13 protein-coding genes are annotated in these 21,471 nt (G+C 50.5%); 6 read left to right on the top strand and 7 right to left on the bottom strand.

The annotated features are described in order from the left end of the window. Nucleotides 1-437: 437 nt before the first annotated feature. Together OH773_RS11225 and OH773_RS11220 are read left to right on the top strand one after the other, a co-directional pair. Complete coding sequence (locus OH773_RS11225; RefSeq protein WP_270138642.1) at nucleotides 438-1,823, top strand: diaminobutyrate--2-oxoglutarate transaminase; 1,386 nt, start codon at nucleotides 438-440, stop codon at nucleotides 1,821-1,823. Nucleotides 1,824-1,841: 18 nt separating this feature from the next. Beyond that, nucleotides 1,842-3,314 carry a pyridoxal phosphate-dependent decarboxylase family protein gene (locus OH773_RS11220; protein ID WP_270138640.1) on the top strand — a complete coding sequence of 491 codons (1,473 nt, stop codon included), beginning with the start codon at nucleotides 1,842-1,844 and terminating at the stop codon, nucleotides 3,312-3,314. A gap of 482 nt (nucleotides 3,315-3,796) precedes the next feature. Here OH773_RS11220 and OH773_RS11215 read toward each other — a convergent pair whose 3' ends face one another. Together OH773_RS11215 and azoR are read right to left on the bottom strand one after the other, a co-directional pair. After that, nucleotides 3,797-3,997, bottom strand: coding sequence for a GntR family transcriptional regulator (locus OH773_RS11215; RefSeq protein ID WP_270138638.1), 201 nt, complete (start codon nucleotides 3,995-3,997; stop codon nucleotides 3,797-3,799). Nucleotides 3,998-4,119: 122 nt separating this feature from the next. Then, complete coding sequence (gene azoR / locus OH773_RS11210; protein ID WP_183271472.1) at nucleotides 4,120-4,725, bottom strand: FMN-dependent NADH-azoreductase; 606 nt, start codon at nucleotides 4,723-4,725, stop codon at nucleotides 4,120-4,122. Between the two features lie 206 nt (nucleotides 4,726-4,931). Here azoR and hrpA point away from each other — a divergent pair, with 206 nt between their 5' ends. Next, nucleotides 4,932-8,831: an ATP-dependent RNA helicase HrpA gene (gene hrpA / locus OH773_RS11205; protein ID WP_270138635.1), complete on the top strand. Its 3,900-nt coding sequence runs from the start codon at nucleotides 4,932-4,934 to the stop codon at nucleotides 8,829-8,831. A 54-nt stretch (nucleotides 8,832-8,885) separates the two neighbouring features. Here the strand turns inward: hrpA and OH773_RS11200 are convergent, their stop codons facing one another. After that, nucleotides 8,886-9,590, bottom strand: a complete 705-nt coding sequence (locus OH773_RS11200; RefSeq protein WP_270138633.1) for an oligogalacturonate-specific porin KdgM family protein — start codon at nucleotides 9,588-9,590, stop codon at nucleotides 8,886-8,888. 358 nt (nucleotides 9,591-9,948) lie between these two features. Here OH773_RS11200 and OH773_RS11195 point away from each other — a divergent pair, with 358 nt between their 5' ends. Together OH773_RS11195 and OH773_RS11190 are read left to right on the top strand one after the other, a co-directional pair. Next, on the top strand, nucleotides 9,949-10,713 hold the full coding sequence (locus tag OH773_RS11195; RefSeq protein ID WP_270138631.1) for an SDR family oxidoreductase: 765 nt from the start codon (nucleotides 9,949-9,951) through the stop codon (nucleotides 10,711-10,713). A gap of 521 nt (nucleotides 10,714-11,234) precedes the next feature. Next, nucleotides 11,235-14,558 carry an autotransporter outer membrane beta-barrel domain-containing protein gene (locus OH773_RS11190; protein WP_270138629.1) on the top strand — a complete coding sequence of 1,108 codons (3,324 nt, stop codon included), beginning with the start codon at nucleotides 11,235-11,237 and terminating at the stop codon, nucleotides 14,556-14,558. A gap of 68 nt (nucleotides 14,559-14,626) precedes the next feature. Here the strand turns inward: OH773_RS11190 and OH773_RS11185 are convergent, their stop codons facing one another. Together OH773_RS11185 and pepT are read right to left on the bottom strand one after the other, a co-directional pair. Continuing rightward, the gene (locus OH773_RS11185) at nucleotides 14,627-15,286 is read right to left on the bottom strand and encodes an O-methyltransferase (protein ID WP_270138627.1); all 660 of its coding nucleotides are present in this window, start codon (nucleotides 15,284-15,286) and stop codon (nucleotides 14,627-14,629) included. A 95-nt stretch (nucleotides 15,287-15,381) separates the two neighbouring features. Then, the gene (gene pepT, locus OH773_RS11180; RefSeq protein ID WP_270138625.1) at nucleotides 15,382-16,611 is read right to left on the bottom strand and encodes a peptidase T; all 1,230 of its coding nucleotides are present in this window, start codon (nucleotides 16,609-16,611) and stop codon (nucleotides 15,382-15,384) included. Nucleotides 16,612-16,861: 250 nt separating this feature from the next. On the opposite strand from pepT, the gene OH773_RS11175 reads away from it, so the two are divergent. Then, nucleotides 16,862-18,463: an ABC transporter substrate-binding protein gene (locus OH773_RS11175; protein ID WP_270138623.1), complete on the top strand. Its 1,602-nt coding sequence runs from the start codon at nucleotides 16,862-16,864 to the stop codon at nucleotides 18,461-18,463. Between the two features lie 52 nt (nucleotides 18,464-18,515). Here OH773_RS11175 and OH773_RS11170 read toward each other — a convergent pair whose 3' ends face one another. Together OH773_RS11170 and OH773_RS11165 are read right to left on the bottom strand one after the other, a co-directional pair. Next, nucleotides 18,516-20,906, bottom strand: a complete 2,391-nt coding sequence (locus OH773_RS11170; RefSeq protein WP_270138621.1) for a glucose/quinate/shikimate family membrane-bound PQQ-dependent dehydrogenase — start codon at nucleotides 20,904-20,906, stop codon at nucleotides 18,516-18,518. 292 nt (nucleotides 20,907-21,198) lie between these two features. Next, nucleotides 21,199-21,465 carry a hypothetical protein gene (locus OH773_RS11165; RefSeq protein WP_183271463.1) on the bottom strand — a complete coding sequence of 89 codons (267 nt, stop codon included), beginning with the start codon at nucleotides 21,463-21,465 and terminating at the stop codon, nucleotides 21,199-21,201. Nucleotides 21,466-21,471: the final 6 nt, after the last annotated feature.

Genomic DNA, 21,471 nt, shown 5'->3' with positions numbered 1-21,471 from the left:
TTAAGAACCGATTAAATATCATTGATGTGCTTCATTTTTATTCTATTTAACCTTTCCTCATATCTTCTTTATAGATTGAATCCTCTTTAGAAAGGTCTTGTCCCTGAAATGTGTAATTTTGCCTGTTTTATCACCTAAAACTTTCCCGTAACGACCCTCATCAACCGTGTGGAAATCTATACATAATGCTGATAATTTGTTTTTTAACCACTTTAATCTCTGTGTAACATTGTATTTGCAGCATGAGCGGTTAGTTGACGATCTTTACACTGTTTTTCGTAAGTATTACAAATCAGAAACATTAAGAAATCGAACAAATAAATTATTGAGCAGAGAGCAAAAAGAACCTATATTGGCCGCGATTTTTACAGGTGCTTAGTTTTTCTAATTCATTTAATCAGCTGCGAAATTAACGAGTTAGCAGTTGTAGGAGAGATATGATGACGGATAAAGTCCGTATTGACAGTTTAGGTGCGAATTCATTAAACGGAAATAATGAAACCTATTTAGCAAGACAAGCTGAATTTGAATCGAATGTTAGGAGTTATCCACGTAAATTGCCTTTTGCAATTGCGAAGGCCAATGGTGTTTGGATCACTGATGTTGAGAATAATCAATATCTTGATTGCCTTGCGGGGGCAGGTACACTTGCTCTTGGACATAACCACCCTGACGTGCTGCAAAGCATCCAAAATGTCATTACTAGCGGCTTGCCGTTACATACACTGGATCTGACCACGCCGTTGAAAGACCAGTTCTCCGAATATCTTCTCTCTTTATTGCCAGGACAGGGTAAAGAGTATTGCCTGCAATTCACCGGCCCATCTGGTGCAGATGCCGTTGAAGCAGCGCTGAAACTGGCTAAGAAAGTGACCGGCCGTGCAGGCATTATCAGCTTCTCCGGCGGCTATCACGGCATGACTCACGGCGCACTTTCTGTGACAGGCAATTTGTCTCCGAAAGAAGCGGTTGATGGCATGATGCCTGAAGTTCAATTTATGCCTTACCCGCATCAGTACCGCTGCCCGCTGGGTATTGGCGGCGAAGCTGGCGTTAAAGCATTAACCTATTACTTCGAAAACCTGATCAACGACGTTGAGAGTGGCGTGCGCAAACCTGCGGCGGTCATTCTGGAAGCGGTTCAGGGTGAAGGCGGCGTTAACCCGGCTCCAAAAGAGTGGTTACAGCGCATTCGCAAAGTCACTCAGGAACACGGCATTCTGCTGATCATCGATGAAGTTCAGGCTGGTTTCTGCCGTACCGGCAAACTGTTTGCCTATGAACACGCTGGCATTGAGCCAGATATCATCGTGATGTCTAAAGCAGTCGGCGGCGGCTTGCCACTGGCCGTGCTGGGTATTAAGAAAGAGTTCGATGCATGGTCACCAGGCCATCACACCGGGACTTTCCGTGGTAACCAACTGGCGATGGCTACCGGTTTGACCACGCTTAAGCATCTGACAGAAAACAAGATTGCTGACAAAGTGGCAGCACAAGGCGAGTGGCTGAAAAGCAAACTGGCTGACATGCAGAAACGCTACCCGGTGATTGGCCAGGTTCGCGGTCTGGGCTTGATGATCGGTATCGAAATCGTTAAACCAAACGAAGCGAAAGATCATATGGGTTGCTACCCGGCTGACGCAGAGTTGTCCGCATTGCTGCAGAAAAACTGCTTCAAAGCTGGCCTGATTCTGGAGCGCGGCGGCCGTAACGGTTGCGTACTGCGTCTGCTGCCATCCCTGCTGATCACCAACGATGAGCTGGCTATTTTCCTCGACAAATTTGAGCAGGCGCTGCTGGCGTCCGGCATCAAACCTGTCTGAGTGGAGCGAATGACCACGATGTCTGATTTAAACCCGATTCTGGCAGGTTCAGCGCAAAGCACTGAAGCCTACCAGCAGGCGATTGCACAGGCCAGCGCGGCTGTTGTGCAGTGGCTACAGCAACCTGAAATGTATCAGGGTAAAAGCGTGGCTGAGCTGCGTGAGCGCATTCAACTGGATTTTAATCCGCAGGGTCTGGGCAACCAGGCTGCTATTGAACGTGCCATTGAGTTCTTCCTGAAAGACAGCCTGTCGGTGCACCACCCGCAGTGTGTCGCGCATTTGCACTGCCCAAGTCTGGTCATCAGCCAGGCGGCTGAAGTGCTGATCAACGCCACCAACCAGAGCATGGATTCCTGGGATCAAAGCCCTTCAGCGACCATCATCGAGATGAAGCTGATTGAATGGCTGCGTGCTCAAGTGGGTTATCAGGCAGGTGACGCAGGCGTGTTCACCAGTGGCGGCACTCAAAGTAACCTGATGGGCCTGATGCTGGCGCGTGACGCGTTCTTTGCTCGCCAGGGTCATTCCATCCAGCAGGACGGTCTGATTGGCGATCTGCGCAAAATTAAAGTTCTGTGTTCTGAAAATGCGCACTTCTCAGTGCAGAAGAACATGGCTTTGATGGGCCTCGGATACCAGTCTGTGACGCTGGTGAAGACCGACGAATTTGCACGCATGGATTTCAACGATCTGCGTGAGAAAGTGGCGCAGGCGCAAGCCAACGGCGAGCAAATTCTGGCGATTGTCGCCACTGCCGGTACCACCGATGCGGGTGCAATCGACCCATTGCGTGAGATTGCGACCTTTGCCGCGCAGCACCAGATTTGGGTGCACGTTGATGCAGCGTGGGGCGGGGCATTGCTGATGTCCGAGAAGTATCGTGACTATCTGGACGGCATTGAATTAGTGGATTCCATCACTCTGGACTTCCATAAACAATTCTTCCAGACCATCAGCTGCGGCGCGTTCTTGCTCAAAGAAGCCCGTCACTATGAATTGATGCGCTATCAGGCAGCTTATCTGAACTCTGAGTTCGATGAAGAAGCGGGCGTGCCAAATCTGGTGTCCAAATCTTTGCAGACCACCCGCCGTTTCGACGCGCTGAAATTGTGGATGGGCCTGGAGGCATTGGGTCAGAAGCAATATGCGGCGATCATCGATAGCGGTGTGACGCTTGCACAGCTTGTTGCGCAGTACATTACTGAACAGCCGTCTCTGGAACTGGTGATGAAGCCACAACTGGCGAGCGTGTTGTTCCGTTTCCGTCCTGAACAATTAGCGCAAAGCAGTGATGCGGTTATCGCGCTGCTGAACCAGAAGATTGGTGATGCATTGCTGGATTCTGGCCGCGCAAACGTCGGTGTGACTGAACATAACGGCGTGACCTGCCTGAAAATGACGTTGCTGAACCCAATCGTGACGCTGGATGATATTAAAGTCCTGCTTGATTTGGTTGAGACGACCGCACAGCCATTGCTGGCAAAGTAAGTTAAAAGTAGATGGGCGGTTAATACCGCTCATCTACTCATTCATTTCCTCTTAATATAATTTGTTTTATGAATATTGAATTCAAATTATATTCATCAGTATTATTCCCTTTGATTATCCTCTCTGTAACTTATTGATGTATTGTGCTTATTTTTATTAAATAACACTAATTGCAAAACAATTTCCACACAGTTAATATTGCTTTAAATTCCTGTTAGGCAAAATGGGTGAAAATCACACTTATGCTTAACTCCTGCCCGCGTTTCACGGATGAAAACGTTATGATTATTCTGACGACGATAACTTTTATTATTTTAAGATTTTGCTATCCACAATATGACTGGAATGGGCTGCGCAAGCGGGTCTTCCTGTGGTGGGCAATGAACAGTTTATTTGCTTTTGCGTTGCTTTATACCGAGTGGTTTGGATTAACCTTTTTAGCTTCTTCTTTTTTATTAATATTTATTCTTCTCTAAAAGCCTTTAACGATATTGTTCATATTCAATTGTCTCGCGAACCGTAATAAGAGCCTGGTAAAGGTTTTCTTCACTGACTGAACCCAACGCAATACGAATGGCGTGCGGCACGTATTGAGACGTGCTGAAGGGCTCAGCGGTAGAGACTGAAATATTCATATCTAATAAGCGACGAACGACACTTTCAGCTCGAACTTCTTCAGCCAACGGTAGCCAAATAAACCAGGATGCCGGAGGGCTCAGTTTTCTGGCCTGAAGTAATAAAAAAACGGCAAATATGATATTTGCCGTTTTTTGAATCGTATTACCCGGTCAATGATGACGAGGAATTATGCGGTTACGATGCTATCAATGGCCGCTTTAGCATCGCTTTGTGCTTTGCTTGCCACTTCCGGGCCGTAGGCAATACCTTCAGCAAACACATAGTTCACATCGGTAATACCAATAAAGCCAAGGAAGATATTCAGATACGGAACCAGCAGGTCGGTTGGGGTATCTTTATGGATGCCGCCACGGCTGGTCAGGATCACAGCACGTTTACCGGTAATCAGGCCTTCTGGACCTTTCTCGGTGTAACGGAAAGTCACACCCGCACGCGCAACCAGGTCGAAATAGTTCTTCAACTGTGTTGGAATGTTGAAGTTGTACATCGGTGCGGTGATAACAATCACGTCGTGTGCTTTCAGCTCAGCAATCAATTCGTCAGACAGTGCCAGGGCTTCTTGCTGACGTGGAGACAGTGGGGCATCGCTTGGACGCAGCGCGCCAACCAGCTCACCATCCAGCACAGGGATTGGGTTGGCAGCCAGATCACGCACGGTGATCTCATCTGCGCTATGCTGTTCACGCCATTGTTCAACAAAATAGTCAGACAGCTGATTTGACTGAGAGTAACCTGCCAGGATGCTGGACTTCAGGACTAAGACTTTGCTCATGGGTGATTCCTTTGTTGTGTTCATTCGGACAGATTGCCCGTTCGCTGAGAAGTACTTTATTCACAATCAGATTGCAGTGATAGCGCAATATATCGAACTCTATGTTCGATTTTATTGAACAAGGCGTCGAAAGGTGCAATGTGCTAATCTAGCGCCAATTGATAAAACAGACTTACCAGGCAGTGCGCTGCCGTGATGATTACGCAATGGAAAACATAAAACCCTCACTCTCCTCATTATTCTCACGCCTTGACGGGCTAATGCTACGCGACAGACAACGCTTCTCTCGCCGTTTGCATGGCGCGAAGAAGGTGAAAAATCCTGAATCGCAACAAGCCGTGTTGGATTCACTGGCGGTGGAAATCGAAGCGGCTGCGGGTAAGGTTCTGCTACGCGAAGCATCGCGGCCAACGATTTCTTATCCAGAAAACCTGCCTGTCAGTCAGAAAAAACAGGACATTCTCGAAGCCGTTCGTGACCACCAGGTGGTTATCGTGGCAGGGGAAACCGGTTCGGGTAAAACCACGCAGTTGCCGAAAATCTGCATGGAGCTGGGACGTGGCGTGAAAGGTTTGATTGGCCACACCCAGCCTCGTCGCTTAGCGGCGCGAACCGTTGCGAACCGTATTGCGGAAGAGCTGCAAACCGAACCGGGCGGATGTGTGGGCTATAAGGTGCGTTTTACTGACCACGTCAGTGAAAACACCATGGTCAAGCTGATGACCGACGGCATCCTGCTGGCGGAAATTCAACAAGACCGCCTGTTGATGCAGTACGACACCATCATCATCGATGAAGCGCATGAACGCAGCCTGAACATTGATTTCCTGCTGGGCTATTTACGGGAACTGTTGCCGCGTCGCCCGGATCTGAAAATTATTATCACGTCTGCGACCATTGACCCGGAACGCTTCTCACGCCATTTCAATAATGCGCCGATTATCGAAGTGTCAGGCCGTACCTTCCCGGTAGAAGTGCGTTACCGCCCGATGGTTGAAGATGCCGACGATACCGATCGCGACCAGTTGCAGGCGATTTTTGATGCCGTTGATGAGCTTGGCCACGAAAGCGCCGGAGACATTCTGATTTTCATGAGCGGTGAGCGCGAAATTCGCGACACCGCTGATGCCTTAAATAAGCTGAATTTGCCGCACACCGAAGTGCTGCCGCTGTATGCGCGTCTATCCAATAGCGAGCAAAACCGCGTCTTCCAGTCGCACGTTGGGCGGCGCATTGTGCTGGCAACCAACGTGGCCGAAACCTCGTTGACCGTGCCGGGCATTAAATACGTTATCGACCCCGGCACCGCGCGTATCAGCCGTTATAGCTATCGCACCAAAGTGCAGCGTTTGCCGATTGAGCCGGTTTCTCAGGCCTCGGCAAACCAGCGTAAAGGCCGCTGTGGACGCGTCTCTGACGGGATCTGTATTCGTCTTTATTCCGAAGACGATTTCCTGTCGCGCCCGGAGTTTACCGATCCGGAAATTTTGCGTACCAACCTGGCGTCCGTCATTCTGCAAATGACTGCGCTCGGTCTGGGCGATATCGCTGCATTCCCGTTCGTTGAAGCGCCCGATAAACGCAACATCCAGGACGGTGTGCGTCTGCTCGAAGAGCTGGGTGCGATCACCAGCGACGCCGACCTCAGCGTGTATAAACTCACGCCGCTTGGCCGTCAGCTTTCACAGTTGCCAGTCGACCCGCGTCTGGCTCGTATGGTGCTGGAAGCGCAGAAATTTGGTTGTGTGCGTGAAGTGATGATTATCACCGCAGGTCTGTCGATTCAGGATCCGCGCGAGCGTCCGATGGATAAACAGCAGGCGTCGGATGAAAAACATCGCCGCTTCCACGATAAAGAATCTGACTTCCTGGCGTATGTGAATTTGTGGAACTACCTCGGTGAGCAGCAAAAAGAGCTGTCGTCTAACCAGTTCCGCCGCCAGTGCAAACTTGATTACCTGAACTACCTGCGTGTTCGCGAATGGCAGGATATCTACACGCAGTTGCGTCAGGTGGTGAAAGAGTTAGGTTTACCGATTAATAGCGAACCGTCTGATTTCCGCTCCGTTCACTGTGCATTACTGACCGGATTGCTTTCGCACATCGGACAGAAAGATGCTGATAAACAGGAATACACCGGCGCACGTAACGCGCGCTTCTCCATCTTTCCTGGCTCCGGTTTATTCAAGAAACCGCCAAAATGGACGATGGTTGCCGAACTGGTGGAAACCAGCCGCCTGTGGGGGCGTATTGCCGCGCGTATCGACCCGGAGTGGGTAGAGCCGCTGGCGCAGCATCTGCTAAAACGCTCTTACAGCGAACCGCACTGGGAGAAATCGCAGGGCGCGGTGATGGCGACGGAAAAAGTCACGCTTTACGGTTTGCCGATTGTTGCAGCCCGCAGTGTGAACTACAGCCAGATTGACCCGGCGCTGTGCCGTGAGCTGTTTATTCGCCATGCTTTAGTTGAAGGTGACTGGCAGACACGCCACGCGTTCTTCCGCGATAACCTCAAACTGCGCAACGAAATTGAAGAACTTGAGCATAAGTCCCGTCGCCGCGACATTCTGGTGGACGATGACACGCTGTTTGAGTTTTACGACCAGCGTATCGCGCACGACGTCATTTCTGCCCGCCATTTTGACAACTGGTGGAAGAAAGCCAGTAAAGAGACGCCGGACCTGCTCAATTTCGAAAAGAGCATGTTGATAAAAGAGGGCGCGGAAAAAGTCAGTAAACTCGACTACCCGAACTTCTGGCATCAGGGGAATCTCAAGCTGCGCCTGACATATCAGTTTGAACCGGGCGCTGACGCCGATGGCGTGACGGTACATATTCCGCTGCCGTTGTTAAACCAGGTTGAAGAGGCCGGTTTCGAGTGGCAAATCCCTGGCGTGCGTCGTGAACTGGTGATTGCGCTGATTAAATCGCTACCGAAACCGGTACGCCGCAACTTTGTTCCTGCGCCAAACTATGCCGAAGCCTTTTTAGGCCGCGCCACGCCGCTGGAATTGCCGCTGCTGGAAAGCTTAGAGCGTGAATTCCGTCGCATGTCTGGCATCACTATTGACCGCGAAGACTGGCATTGGGATCAGGTGCCCGATCATCTGAAAATGACCTTCCGCGTGGTTGATGAGCACAACAAAAAACTCAAAGAGGGTAAAGACCTCACTGAGTTGAAAGGTGGCCTGAAAGATAAAGTCCAGCAAACACTCTCGGCGGTGGCCGACGACGGCATCGAACAAAGTGGTTTGCATATCTGGAGCTTCGGTTCCTTGCCGGAAAGCTACGAGCAAAAACGTGGCAACTACCGCATGAAGGCGTTCCCGGCGCTGGTGGATGAAAAAGAGAGCGTGGCAATCAAGCTGTTTGATAATCCGCTCGAACAGCAACAGGCGATGTGGCGCGGTTTGCGTCGTTTGCTGCTGTTAAATATTCCATCACCGATTAAATATCTACATGAAAAACTGCCGAACAAAGCCAAACTGGGACTGTACTTTAACCCGTACGGCAAAGTGCTGGATCTCATCGACGACTGTATTTCTTGCGGCGTCGATAAGCTGATTGCGCAGGCAGGAGGGCCTGTGTGGAGTGAAGAGGGATTTGCGGCCTTGCATGAGAAAGTGCGTGCCGAGCTCAACGACACGGTGGTGGAAATTGCGAAGCAGGTCGAACAAATCCTAACGGCGGTTTTCAATATCAACAAACGCCTTAAAGGGCGCGTGGATATGACCATGGCGTTGGGTCTGACGGATGTGAAAGCGCAGATGAGCGGGCTGGTGTATCGCGGTTTTGTCACCGGGAATGGCTACAAACGTCTTGGCGATACGCTGCGTTATCTGAACGCCATCGAAAAGCGCCTCGAAAAAATGGCGGTCGATCCGCATCGCGATCGTGTGCAAATGCTGAAAGTGGAACATGTCCAGCAAACCTGGCAGCAGTGGCTGAATAAACTGCCGCCCGCCCGCCGTGTGGACGACGATGTGCTGGAAATCCGCTGGATGATTGAAGAGTTGCGCGTCAGCTTTTTTGCACAGCAATTAGGTACGCCGTACCCGATTTCTGATAAGCGTATATTGCAGGCGATGGAAGCTATCACAGGGTAATGGATTTCCCAGGTCGGGTAGCGTAAGCGATACCCGACCTGGGAATATCTTTATCTAGAAAATATATTTAATCCCTAAACGGTAACGCATTTCATGATCATCCTTATCATGGTCTGAATTATATCGTGGTACATACCCCAGTTCGGTATAGGGCACCCAATTCTTATCAACGGAATAACTTGCAACAACATTATAGAGCCAGTAGTTATGGTTGCCGTTGTAATCTTCATAATTGGTGAAGCGATATTCAAAATCACCGATAACAGAAAATAGCTTGCTGTTATAACCAAATTCCCAGTTGAATTGGTTGTAATATTTGTTCGAGACATCAGAGTTTTGATCAACCTGCATTCCTGGACGCCAACGCAACGTGGTTACCCATTCAGGCAGAAACTTATAGATAGCTTTAATTTGTGCGCGGTAGCCTACCGCCGTATCACCATTATCCAGATTCAGTGCCGGGGCAAGAACGAAGTTATCGGCAATATTGAAGTTTTTGCCAAGTTCCCATTCACTGCCGCTTCCGCTGTACCTCCCGTTCCCTTCATTAAAACCGTCAGAGGTTTTTTTTGTACTCTCCGCAAGCTTTCCTTCTACGCTGGCAAAATATCCAGAGGGTGTTGTGTGACTTATTTTCAGACGGTCTGCATTCGTTTTACTGTCCGCCTTGTATTCATGTCGGTAATCAATACTGACAGCGGAACTTGATAACGAGGTCAATACTAACGCTGCGGCACTCATTTTTAATACTGCTTTCATGCGTAACACTCCATGTTTTTAATTATGACAACTGGAACTGCAGGGCATGATAAAGGAGGGTGGGGATAAAGATATGTGATTGCGATCCGGTATAATGAAACATTGTTTTATTATACGTAATTTATATTACGAGCACCTCTAACAAGGAGCATTAAATAATTATCGCCAGGCCTTGTTATGACTGTATTTATATTTTTTCTTAATATTTTAAATATTACATTTAGTTACAATTAGTTTGATCAGAGAAGGTTCGCGACGTAATGATCCAAATCCCCAGGGCGCTATTGTGCATTATCCATCATTCCATACCATACTGCTTTTGCGGTCAAATTATGACCACCTAAAACGGAGTCCCTCCATGAAACGTTTAGTCGATAAAGTTGCCATTGTTACCGGAGCCAGCTCTGGTATCGGTTATGTCACTGCAAAACTGTTCGCTGCCGAAGGGGCGAAAGTAGTGGTGGGTGCCAGACGTGAAGCCGAACTGGATAAACTGGTGGAAGAAATCAAAGCCGCGGGTGGTGAAGCTGTTGCGCTGTCAGGTGATGTGCGCGAAGAAGCCTACGCCAAAGCGCTGGTGGCAAAAGCGGTGGAAACGTGGGGGAGGCTGGATATTGCCTTTAACAACGCGGGGACGTTGGGTGAAAACGGCCCAAGCACAGAAGTCTCTGCTGAAGGTTTTGCCGATGCGCTGGCCATTAATCTGACCGGCGCATTTCTGGGGGCGAAACATCAAATTGCTGAAATGCTCAAACATGGAGGCGGATCGGTCATTTTCACCTCAACCTTTGTCGGCTACACATTTGCTTTCCCGCAGGTGGCCTCTTATGCCGCCAGTAAAGCCGGGCTAATTGGTTTAACTCAGGCGCTGGCATCCGAATTTGGCCCACAGAATATCCGCGTCAATTCTGTGTTACCCGGAGCGGTAGATACCGATATGTATCGCGACAAAAATGCCAGCGAAGAAGCTCAAGTTTATATGGCCGGTCTCCATGCTCTTAAACGCGTTGCGAAACCGGAAGAAATCGCCCGAGCGGTACTGTGGCTTGCGTCAGATGAAGCATCGTTTGTGACGGGCACCGCCTCACTGGTGGATGGCGGAGTGTCCATTAACGGGGCTTAGTCTTTTAGGGTTCCGTTGGAGAAACGGACAATATTGTACGTTAAGAGTTTTTTTGTACTGACTGATATAAACTGGCTGCCGGGGGTGGTACCTCCCTTCAGCCAGCTATTTATTGTTTCAACAGATATCACTACCCTCAGATTATTCCCACCCATCCACTGAATTAAAAAAACTTTTTAATTTAAAATGTTTCTTGCTGATTAAACAGATCGCAGGGCTTTGGTCGTTTTTAAAATGTTCAATATTACACATTGATTTCAACATTATTACTTCTTGATTATTAATATCGTGTAATTTCAATTTGTTATGGATTGTTTTTGATTTGACAAAAACAACATGCATAAAAATCATTTTTACATTTAAGTGGCGTGCGTATAAATTACCGCGAAATGGCCTTGTATATATTATGAGCCATTCAATTCCTGTAAAAATAAGAACGCCATTAACGGGTGCGTATATTTACGCGCTCAGTGGGTATGTGCGTCTGCTATTAAAAAATTGAACTACATCACGAGAAAAGAATGCCAAATATCGTACGTAAAACTTCTACAGACAGACCCTGCACACAGCATAGCAATATCATTCGAGCCAAAAAATTTACCTGGCTGGGGAGCGTATTTACCTTTCTTGTCGTCACCTCCTTAACGATAACTGACGCTTTCGCCGGAGGCGATGGTGCGCCGTCTGCGACGCCTGGCGGTGTGGGAAGCCAAGTCACCGGAGGCGGCGGTGGAGGCGGCGGTGCCTCAAGCGGTGGCGACGGAAGTGTGACCGATGGCAAAGGGTCTAATGGGCTAGGGGGAACAGCTGCTGGATTAGGGGGTGACCCTGGCATGCGGTTGACGACATCTCAGACGTTAAGCGCAGATGTCGCAGGTGTTAATGGCACGAATGGCGGTCGGTCTGGACAAGGCGGAGGCGGCGGAGGTGGCGGAAGCGGGATTATGGTATCCGGCAACACGTCACTCACACTCCAGGGGGCAAAGGTTACTGGCGGTGCTGGCGGAGTTGGTGGCCCTGATACCTTCGATGTCGGTAGCGGTGGCGGTGGCGCTGGCGTGGTGACTGGTGGCAATCTTCTTCTCACTGGTAGCGGGGCAACTATCAGTGGGGGCGCCGGTGGTACAGGGGGAAGTGCGGGAGGCGGTGGCGGTACCGGCGTTGTGATGACCGGTGGTTCGACGAAAACTCTGACTAACGAAGGTAACACGATCGCCGGAGGAGTCGGTGGCCGGGGTAAAGCGGGCGGTGGCGGCGGAGCTGCGGTGGTCACTAACAGCAATGTCACTAACCTTACTGGAGGCGTCATCACCGGAGGCGATGGCGGGCTTCTTCCGTCTGCCAGCATCTCCGCGAGCGGCGGCGGTGGCGCGGGAATTCTGGCGTCGGGTAACGGTCAGAATACGGTATCGGTAGTGAACAAAGGGGTTATTTCTGGCGGAAACGGTGGGCCTAGTTTTGCGTTTGGTAATTCTGGGCCCGGTGGTGCCGGTGAAGGTGGCGCTGAAGGCGGGAACGCGGCAAATGGCTGGCTTGGTAATGGTGGCGCGGGCATAAAAGGGGCCTATTTATCTATTATTAATGCTGGAGCCATCAACGGTGGTATGAGCGGCAACCCGTTGTTTGGTGGCGGAACACAACGGCGAGCGAACGCCGTTGAATTTACCGGTGGTGTGAACCAACTGGAATTGCAAGCCGGATGGTCGTTTGCAGGTAATGTGGTCGGTATGACCGGATCAACGAACACTCTGGTTCTGGGCGGTGATACGACACAGCCTCAGGGGACAGGGGCAACGGTTTTTGACGTTACCCAACTGGCCCCCACGGGTGGTAATGGCCAGTTTCAGGGATTTAGCGCTTTCCAGAAAACCGGTGCCAGTACATGGCAATTAACGGGCACCACAACACAAGTGACGCCGTGGAAAGTGAGCCAAGGCACGCTATCCATTAGTGCGGATGAGGCACTGGGGGATGTGAGTGGTGTTCTGACGCTTCTGAATAATGCCACGCTTGCCACAACAGCCAGCATTTCGACGGCGCGCGATCTCGTGTTGGGGCAAGGCGGCGGAAATATTGATGTCGCATCTTCTACCGCGCTGGCACTTGCAGGCACTGTCTCTGGACCGGGCAGTCTGACCAAATCCGGTGACGGCTCATTGACGCTGTCGGGTAAAACCGGCTGGACGGGCGACACCCGTATTGACGGCGGCGAATTGGTTCTGGACGGCAGCAACGGCGGGGCGCAACTGGTCAGCAATATTATCGGCCAGGACAACACCGCGTTGTCCCTGCGTAACGGCGCAACCCTGACCGGCTGGATTGACCCGACTGACGTTTCCATCGACATCGCCAGTACCTGGAATATGACGGCCGATTCACTGGTGGATGACGTCAGTCTTGCCGGGACTATCAACGTTGTCGCACCGTCCACGCTGCCGATGACGGCCGGACGCACCCTGACGGCCAGCAACTGGAACGGCCAGGGCGGTACCGTGGTGCTCAATACCGTGCTGGGCAATGATGCCTCCGTGACGGATAAGATTGTTGTCAACGGCAATACCAGCGGCAACACCTTCCTGAAGGTGAATAACGCTGGCGGAAATGGGGCTTACACCCTGAACGGCATCCGGGTGGTGGAAGTGAAGGGGCTGTCTGACGGGACCTTCACCAAATCCGGGCGTATTGTGGGCGGCGTTTACGACTACAGTCTGGAGAAAAAAGGCGCAGACTGGTTCCTGACCAATCTGTATGTCGCACCGCCAGAAACACCAGTGACGCCAGGACAGCCGGTAGCACCAGGCACACCGGAAACGCCGACCAATCCGGCTACCCCAAAAACACCGGATGTTCCGGGTACGCCGGTTATTCGTCCGGAAACGGCCAGCTATACGGCTAACCTGGTGGCGGCCAATACGATGTTCAACACCCGACTGCATGACCGTCTGGGTGAGCCGCAGTATACCGATGCGCTGACCGGTGAGAAAAAGGTCACCAGTCTGTGGCTGCGTCAGGTCGGCGGGCATAACCGCTGGAAAGATACCAGCGGGCAAATCAATACCCAGAGTAACCGTTACGTGATCCAGATGGGCGGGGATATCGCGCAGTGGAGTTCGGATGAGCTGCAGCGCTGGCATCTTGGCGTGATGGGCGGGTATGGCCACAACAGCAGCAACAGCCGTTCACATGTCACCGGCTACCATTCAGATGGCACCGTCAGTGGTTACAGCGCCGGGGCTTACGCGACCTGGTATCAGAACGACGAGACAAAACAGGGCATGTATCTGGACAGCTGGGCACAGTACAGCTGGTTTGATAATGACGTGAAAGGGCAGGATATTCAGAGCGAATCCTACAAATCCAGCGGCATGACGGCCTCACTGGAAGCGGGTTATACCCATAAACTGGGCGAATATACTGGCAGCCATGGCTCACTGAATGAATGGTTTATTCAGCCGCAGGCGCAGGTTATCTGGATGGGTGTCACTGCAGACGACCATCGTGAGAGTAACGGGACCCACGTCAGCGGCGAAGGGGATAATAATGTGCAGACGCGTCTGGGCGTGCGGACCTTCCTGAAAGGGCACAACAAAATTGATGACAGCAAAAACCGGACCTTCCAGCCGTTTGTGGAAGTGAACTGGATCCACAACACCGAGAAATACGGCACCCGGATGGACGCGGTGAGCTTCAACCAGGCGGGAGCACAGGATGTCGGGGAGATCAAAACCGGTGTCGAAGGGCAACTTAATCCAAACCTGAATCTGTGGGGGAATGTCGCAGTACAGGTGGGGGATAAAGGCTACAGCGATACCGCGGCGATGGTCGGCGTGAAGTACAGCTTCTGAGTGAAATGAACAGGGAGGTCAATACTGGAAAGTACTGACCTCTTATATATATGTCAGTTTTCTGAATGTCACTCTTTCACGCGCGCAATTGAAAAACCATCCCAGCCTTTGCTACCGACTGTCTGTAACGCAGTGGCAGTCAGGCGGGGATTATTGCCCATCAACTCGATAAATGTGCGTGTCCCTTTTATGCCAGGATCGTTGCTCTCAGGGTTAGTCACGCCGCCATTTCTCACCACGTTATCACCAATAATCAGTGTGCCAGGACGGGAATACTTCAATGCCCACTCCAGATAAATGGGGTTTGACGGTTTGTCGGCATCAATAAAAATCAGATCGAAAGGAGCGCTGCCAGCCAGTTTCGGTAAGGTTTCCACCGCTGGACCAAGGTGTAATTCGATCACCGTTTCAAGGCCCGCAAGCTGAATATTCTTCTTTGCAATCTCAGCATGGTGCGGGCTGGCCTCAAGCGTCACTAACTTGCCATCAGCGGGTAACGCACGTGCCATCCATACTGAGCTGTAAGCCCCGAGCGTGCCAATTTCAAGGATGCGCGTGGCCTGGGTTATCTGTACCAGAAGCTGGAGAAATTGGCCCTGGTTGGGGGCGACATCAATAGCGGGAAGCCCGGCGGCACTATTGTTGGCAAGGATTTTTGTAAAAATGGGATCGTCTGGGATCAGGGAATTCACGAGATATTCATCTACAGCAGACCATTGTTGTTGCATTACATCACCTCATGACGTGTTTGTAACATAATACTAACAACGGTCTGCTGAATTTGCCTGGTTTATTAAAACAACTGTTCAGAGCAATCGATTTTTTATTTGGCCGCTAACAGGCAGAGCTTTAACGCGACGTTATATGAGGCCTCAAAGGCTCGCAGGGGTAAGAATTCAAATTTGGAATGAAAGTTATGCGCACCGGTGAAGAAGTTCGGTGTTAATAACCCTTTTGCCGAAAGTGCAGCGCCGTCGGTACCACCACGCATTGGAATGATCTTAGGCTCAATATTCAGCTCTTTCATGGCATCAAAAATCAGATCAATCGCACGACGGTCTTCTTTAATCGCATTACTGATATTGCTGTAAGTGTCGCTTATCTCGACGTCGACTTTAGCCGTCGGGTGTTGGGCGGCAATTTTAGCGGCGACATCACGGATCTGTTGTTTACGTGATTCAAACGAGTGGCTATCAAAATCGCGGATATTTGCCTTTAATACCGCTTCATTTTGCGCCGCATTCATTCCGTTAAACCAAATATAGCCTTCGCGCCCTTCGGTATTTTCAGGCGTTTGGTTTCGGTCAAAATGACTGATGAAATCATAAGCCATTAACAGCGGGTTCACTAATACGCCTTTTGCGGACATAGGGTGTGCGGTCACACCGGTAAAACGAATTTCGGCATGTGCGGCATTAAAGTTTTCATAAACCACTTCGCCTAATTCACAACAATCGATAGTCCAGGCAAAATCAACATCAAAGCGGGCAAGATCCAATGCTTTTGCGCCACATAAACCAATTTCTTCATCGGGTACAAAGGCGACGACAATATCGCCGTGCTGCATGTCTGGTGTCAGATTTTCAAGTAGCGTCATTACCACCGTGACAGCGGATTTATTGTCTGCCCCAAGCACACTGGTGCCATCGCTAAAAATGATATCTTCGCCTGGATAAGCGAGGATTTCCGGGTGCTCAGCGGTACGAAGCCAAATGTCTTTTTCTTGATTAAGGCATAAATCATTGCCGTTAAAACGTAACACTTGCGGATAAATATCGGGTGATAACCCCACGTCAACCGTATCAATATGCGTGATAAACCCTACGCGTGGAGCACCGGAAACAGTGCCTTTTTTGACGGCTGTCACCGTGGCATGTTCGTCGATGACCACATTATCCAGACCCAGTTCTCGCAGCTCGCGTGCCAGTAATTGCGCCATTTCATGTTGACCCGACGTGCTTGGCAGCGTGGCAGTACCCGCCTTGCTTTGGCTGGTAATCGCCAGATAGCGGAAGAAGCGTTGGGTTAATTGGTCAGTTAGTTGCGTGGGCATCGTTATTCCTTTCTTTTGTTATATACCCCTCATCCTTCAAGTTGCAGGGGTGTTGGCTACACTCTCAAACCCCAGTCACTTACTTTAGTAAGCTCCTGGGGATTTGCTCCCTTGCCGCCTACCTGCAACTCAAATGCTAAAGGGTATATACGAATAGATTCATTTGTTTGCATACGACTTTTAATGTTATTTATTAAGCTGCTTTGTTCAAGCGTTATTCTGGGTAAAAATTATAAATAAAAGGGCAGGCATGAAAACCATCAATACAACAACCACAAAACTCGCATTGATAATCGCGGCGCTGACAGTCAGTTCCACTGTCGCAGCGAAGACTTTAGTCTATTGTTCTGAGGGTTCGCCGGAAAACTTTAACCCGCAGTTATATACATCGGGAACCAGCGTGGATGCCAGTGCGGTACCGGTATATAACCGTCTGGTTGATTTTAAAACGGGTACCACTGAGTTGCAGCCAAGCCTCGCGGAAAGCTGGGACATAAGCGACGATGGTAAGGTTTATACCTTCCATCTGCGTAAAGGGGTGAAGTTCCAGAGCAATAAATACTTCAAACCGACCCGCGATTTTACCGCAGATGATGTCATCTTCTCATTTATGCGGCAGAAAGATCCGAAACACCCATACCATAATGTTTCCAACGGAAACTATTCTAATTTCGAAAGTCTTGAATTTGGCAAATTAATAACGGCGATTGATAAAGTCGACGATAATACCGTTCGCTTCACATTAGCTCATGCCGAAGCGCCATTTATTGCCGATTTGGGCTGGTATTTCGCCTCCATACTTTCTGCTGAATACGCCGATGCGATGTTAAAGGCCGGCACGCCAGAACGTGTGGATATGGATCCTGTCGGCACGGGGCCATACCGTCTGGCGCAATATCAAAAAGATTCGCGCATTCTGTTTACCGCATTCCCGGAATACTGGCAGGGCAAAGCTAAAATCGACAAACTGGTGTTTTCAATAACGCCGGATGCCTCAGTTCGCGTGGCAAAACTTGAGAAGAACGAATGCCAGGTCATGCCATTCCCGAATCCGGCAGATCTGCCGCGCCTGAAGGAAAATGCCGATATTAACCTCATGCAGAAAGCAGGGTTGAACACCGGTTTCCTGGCCTTTAACACCCAGAAAGCCCCGCTGGATAACGTAAAAGTACGCCAGGCTTTGGCGATGGCGATTAATAAACCCGCCATTATTGAAGCGGTATTCCGTGGTACCGGAACGGCGGCTAAAAATTTGCTACCGCCGGGTATCTGGAGCGCTGACGACTCGATTAAAGATTACGAATATGACCCGGAGAAAGCCAAAGCGTTGCTGAAAGAAGCCGGTTTCGCCGACGGCATGACTATCGATCTTTGGGCGATGCCCGTGCAACGTCCGTATAACCCGAATGCCAAACGTATGGCTGAGATGATTCAGGCTGATTGGGCAAAAATTGGCGTCACGGCAAAAGTGGTGACCTACGAGTGGGGCGAATATTTAAAACGGGTGAAAAGTGGTGAGCATCAGGCTGCGTTGATGGGCTGGACGACAGCCACGGGCGACCCGGATAACTTCTTTGGCCCGCTGTTTACCTGCCGCTCCGCAGAAGGTGGCTCCAACTCAGCGAAATGGTGTTATCAGCCGTTTGATAAGTTGATTCTGGAGGCGAGGACGTCGAGCGATCATGAAAAACGCGTGGCGTTATACAAAGAAGCGCAGCAGATGATGCATGATCAAATGCCTGCGGTGATGATTGCGCACTCGACGATTTTCGAGCCGGTTCGCAAAGAAGTCACCGGATACGAAGTCGATCCGTTTGGTAAGCATATTTTTTATCAGGTGGATGTGAAGTAACTTGCAGGAAGTCATAAGAAGCGGGTGCATTTTGCACCCGCTTTTTTTTTACTTAATTTTCGTCCGGTAACGCATAAGCAATGATGTAATCCCCTCGGTCTGGAGACTGGCGAGCCCCACCGGCGTTAATCACAATATATTGCTTACCGGTTTTCGGTGACACATAGGTCATCGGGCCGGACTGGCTGCCCACCGGTAGACGTGATTTCCAGATTTCCTTACCGTTTGCGGTATCAAACGCGCGCAGATAGAAATCCTGAGTACCCGCGAAGAACAGCAGGCCGGACTGTGTGGACAGTGACGCACCGAGCGTTGGCATACCGATGGGAATAGGTAAGTGCATGCGGATGCCAAGCGGCCCGGTGTCCTGCACCGTTCCCACCGGCACCTGCCAGACGACTTTGCCTGACTTCAGGTCAACGGCTGACATGGTACCGAACGGCGGTTTTTGGCACGGGATACCCAGTGGCGAGAGGAAACGTTCGCGCATCGCGCCAAATGGTGTGCCGTCCATTGGAACAATACCCATCTCGATGCCGCTGGCATTTTTCGCCACGTTTGCACGCGGCACCATGTAATTTGCCAGCCCCAGACGCATATCGTTAACAAACATCAGGCTGTTGTTTGGGTCAACGGAAACACTGCCCCAGTTCATTCCCCCAAGCGACCCAGGGAATTGCAGGGAACGATCCAGACCCGGCGGTGTGTATACACCTTCGTGACGCATCCCTTTAAATTCGATGCGACAAATCAACAAGTCGATAGGGGTAGCGCCCCACATGTCCGATTCTGTCAGGGTTTCATTGCCAATCATTGGCATTCCGACGGAGTACGGCTGGGTTTTCGAATACCTTTCGCCTTCAATATTGCCCTGCGGAACGGGACGCTCTTCCACTTTCGCCACCGGTTCGCCGGTTTCGCGGTTAAGCATGAAAATCATGCCCTGTTTGGAGGTCTGGACAATCACGGGCGTGGTAGCGCCTTTGCCGTCTGGCAAGTCATACAGCAGCGGCTGTGATGGCAGGTCGAAGTCCCACAGATCGTGATGGGTGGTTTGATAATGCCAGCGTACCTGGCCTGTTGACGCATCGACCGCAACAATAGAGGAGCTGTATTTGTCATCTTGTGCAGTACGCGTACCGCCGAAGAAATCAGGTGTTGCGTTACCGGTCGGCAGGTAAATCAAACCGAGTTTTTCGTCGTACGACATGGCAGACCAGACGTTAGGCGTGCCACGTGTATAGGTCTGGCCTTCCGGTGGAACGCCGGTAATCGCCGGGTTGCCCGGGTCCCACGCCCATGCCAGTTTGCCGGTGTGAACATCATAGGCGCGCACTACACCAGGAGGTTCGCCCGTGGAGAAGTTATCCGCCACGCGTCCGCCCACAACCACGACATTCCCCGCCACCAATGGCGTGGAGGTTTGCTGGTAATAACCCGGTTTAACTTCGCCCATACCGACTTTCAAATCCACGGTACCGTGGTCACCAAAGTCTTCACACAATTTGCCGTTATCGGCGTTAATCGCCAGCAGGCGTGCATCGGTGGTCGGCAGGAACAGGCGGCGAGGGCAGGCCGCAGGTTGCGCAGTATTTTCTACAGGAGCTGCGGCGTGTTGCGTGGTTTCTTCGTAATAACCTAAACCACGGCAACGCTGCCAGTTTGGCGCGGTCGCTTTGCTGTCAAAACGCCATTTTTCTTTGCCGGAATCCACATCCAGCGCCAGCACTTTGCTGTATGGCGTGCAGACAAACAGCGTATTGCCCACTTGTAATGGGGTGTTTTGATCTTCAGCGCCTGAACCGTTGCTTTGCGGGATATCTCCCGTATGGGCAATCCAGGCGACTTTCAAATTGCTGACGTTGCCTTTGTTGATTTGATCGAGCGCGGCAAAACGGTCACCGTGGGGGGTATTACCCCAGTGTTTCCAGTCTTTTTGCACATCACTCGGATCAACCGGTTTTACCGGCACGTCTTCATTGGCGGCAACTTGTACCTGTGGTACGAACATCCAACCTGCACTCACCAGCATACAAACAGCGAGCAGACCGGCGATGCCATAAGCAGGCGCTTTTTTTACCGAAGCCTTACTGTGCGCAGCTCGTAAAATCGGCCAGCTAATAGCGGACAGGAATGCCAGCACGGCAAAGGTAAACAGGCGAGAAAATAACGGCCAAAAATCCAGCCCTGCATCGCTAATAGCCCAAAATATCGAGCAAATGAATGCCAGACCATACAGTACCAGGCCCGCCGTTTTCTTTCTCAAAATCAAAACGGCGGAGATGAGCATGACGATGCCCATCAGTAGGAAATAAAAGCTCCCGCCAAGTGCCACGAGATAAGCGCCGCCAATACCAATCGCGAGGCCGATCAAACCCATCAGCCCGCCAAGAACCCACAGCAATCCTAATGCCAGGCCGCGTGGGGGAGTGTAACTTTCCATAACGTTCTCCTGTCGAAGTGTGTTCCGCACACTTCATGTGCAACAACGTCTCCTTGTCGCAGGAGATCGTTTGATTTGTACCGTCTGGTGTAATAATTGGTGTGATCGTTCGCTTTTAACGAAAGTTAAAAGGGTGTGATACGCAATAATGAACCAAATGGTTAATGTCTGGGTATCATAATCTCCCGTTATGGTATTGCAAAGTTGTTAATGAGAGATTTCGCATTTATTGCGAATAGGTGAGTAAGAAGAGGGAGAGAGTCGGGTAATCGAAAGATTACCCGGCAAGGGCTTAATGATGGGTTGTCGACAGCGGGAGACGAAACTCACGCAATTCGGGTTTCAGGAAAACGGTGCGTAAATGTCGGTTACTGATAAACCAGATTTCATCGCGGTCGTTAGAAAGAATGTACCAGGCGTCAGAGGATTCAGAAGGATTAAAGCACCCTAACGCCCGATAGCAGGTTTCGGAGTTGAACCCGCTTTGAAGAGGCAACGGACGTGGCCCATTATCCATTTCCACTATTTTTACGTAGAGTCCTTGCTCGAGCCAAAGCATAAGTCA

It is taken from the genome of Buttiauxella sp. WJP83 (assembly GCF_027594725.1).
GTDB classification, from domain to species: domain Bacteria; phylum Pseudomonadota; class Gammaproteobacteria; order Enterobacterales; family Enterobacteriaceae; genus Buttiauxella; species Buttiauxella selenatireducens.
The sequence above is the reverse complement of the archived record's forward strand: the minus strand, read 5'-3'. Positions and strand labels throughout refer to the sequence as shown.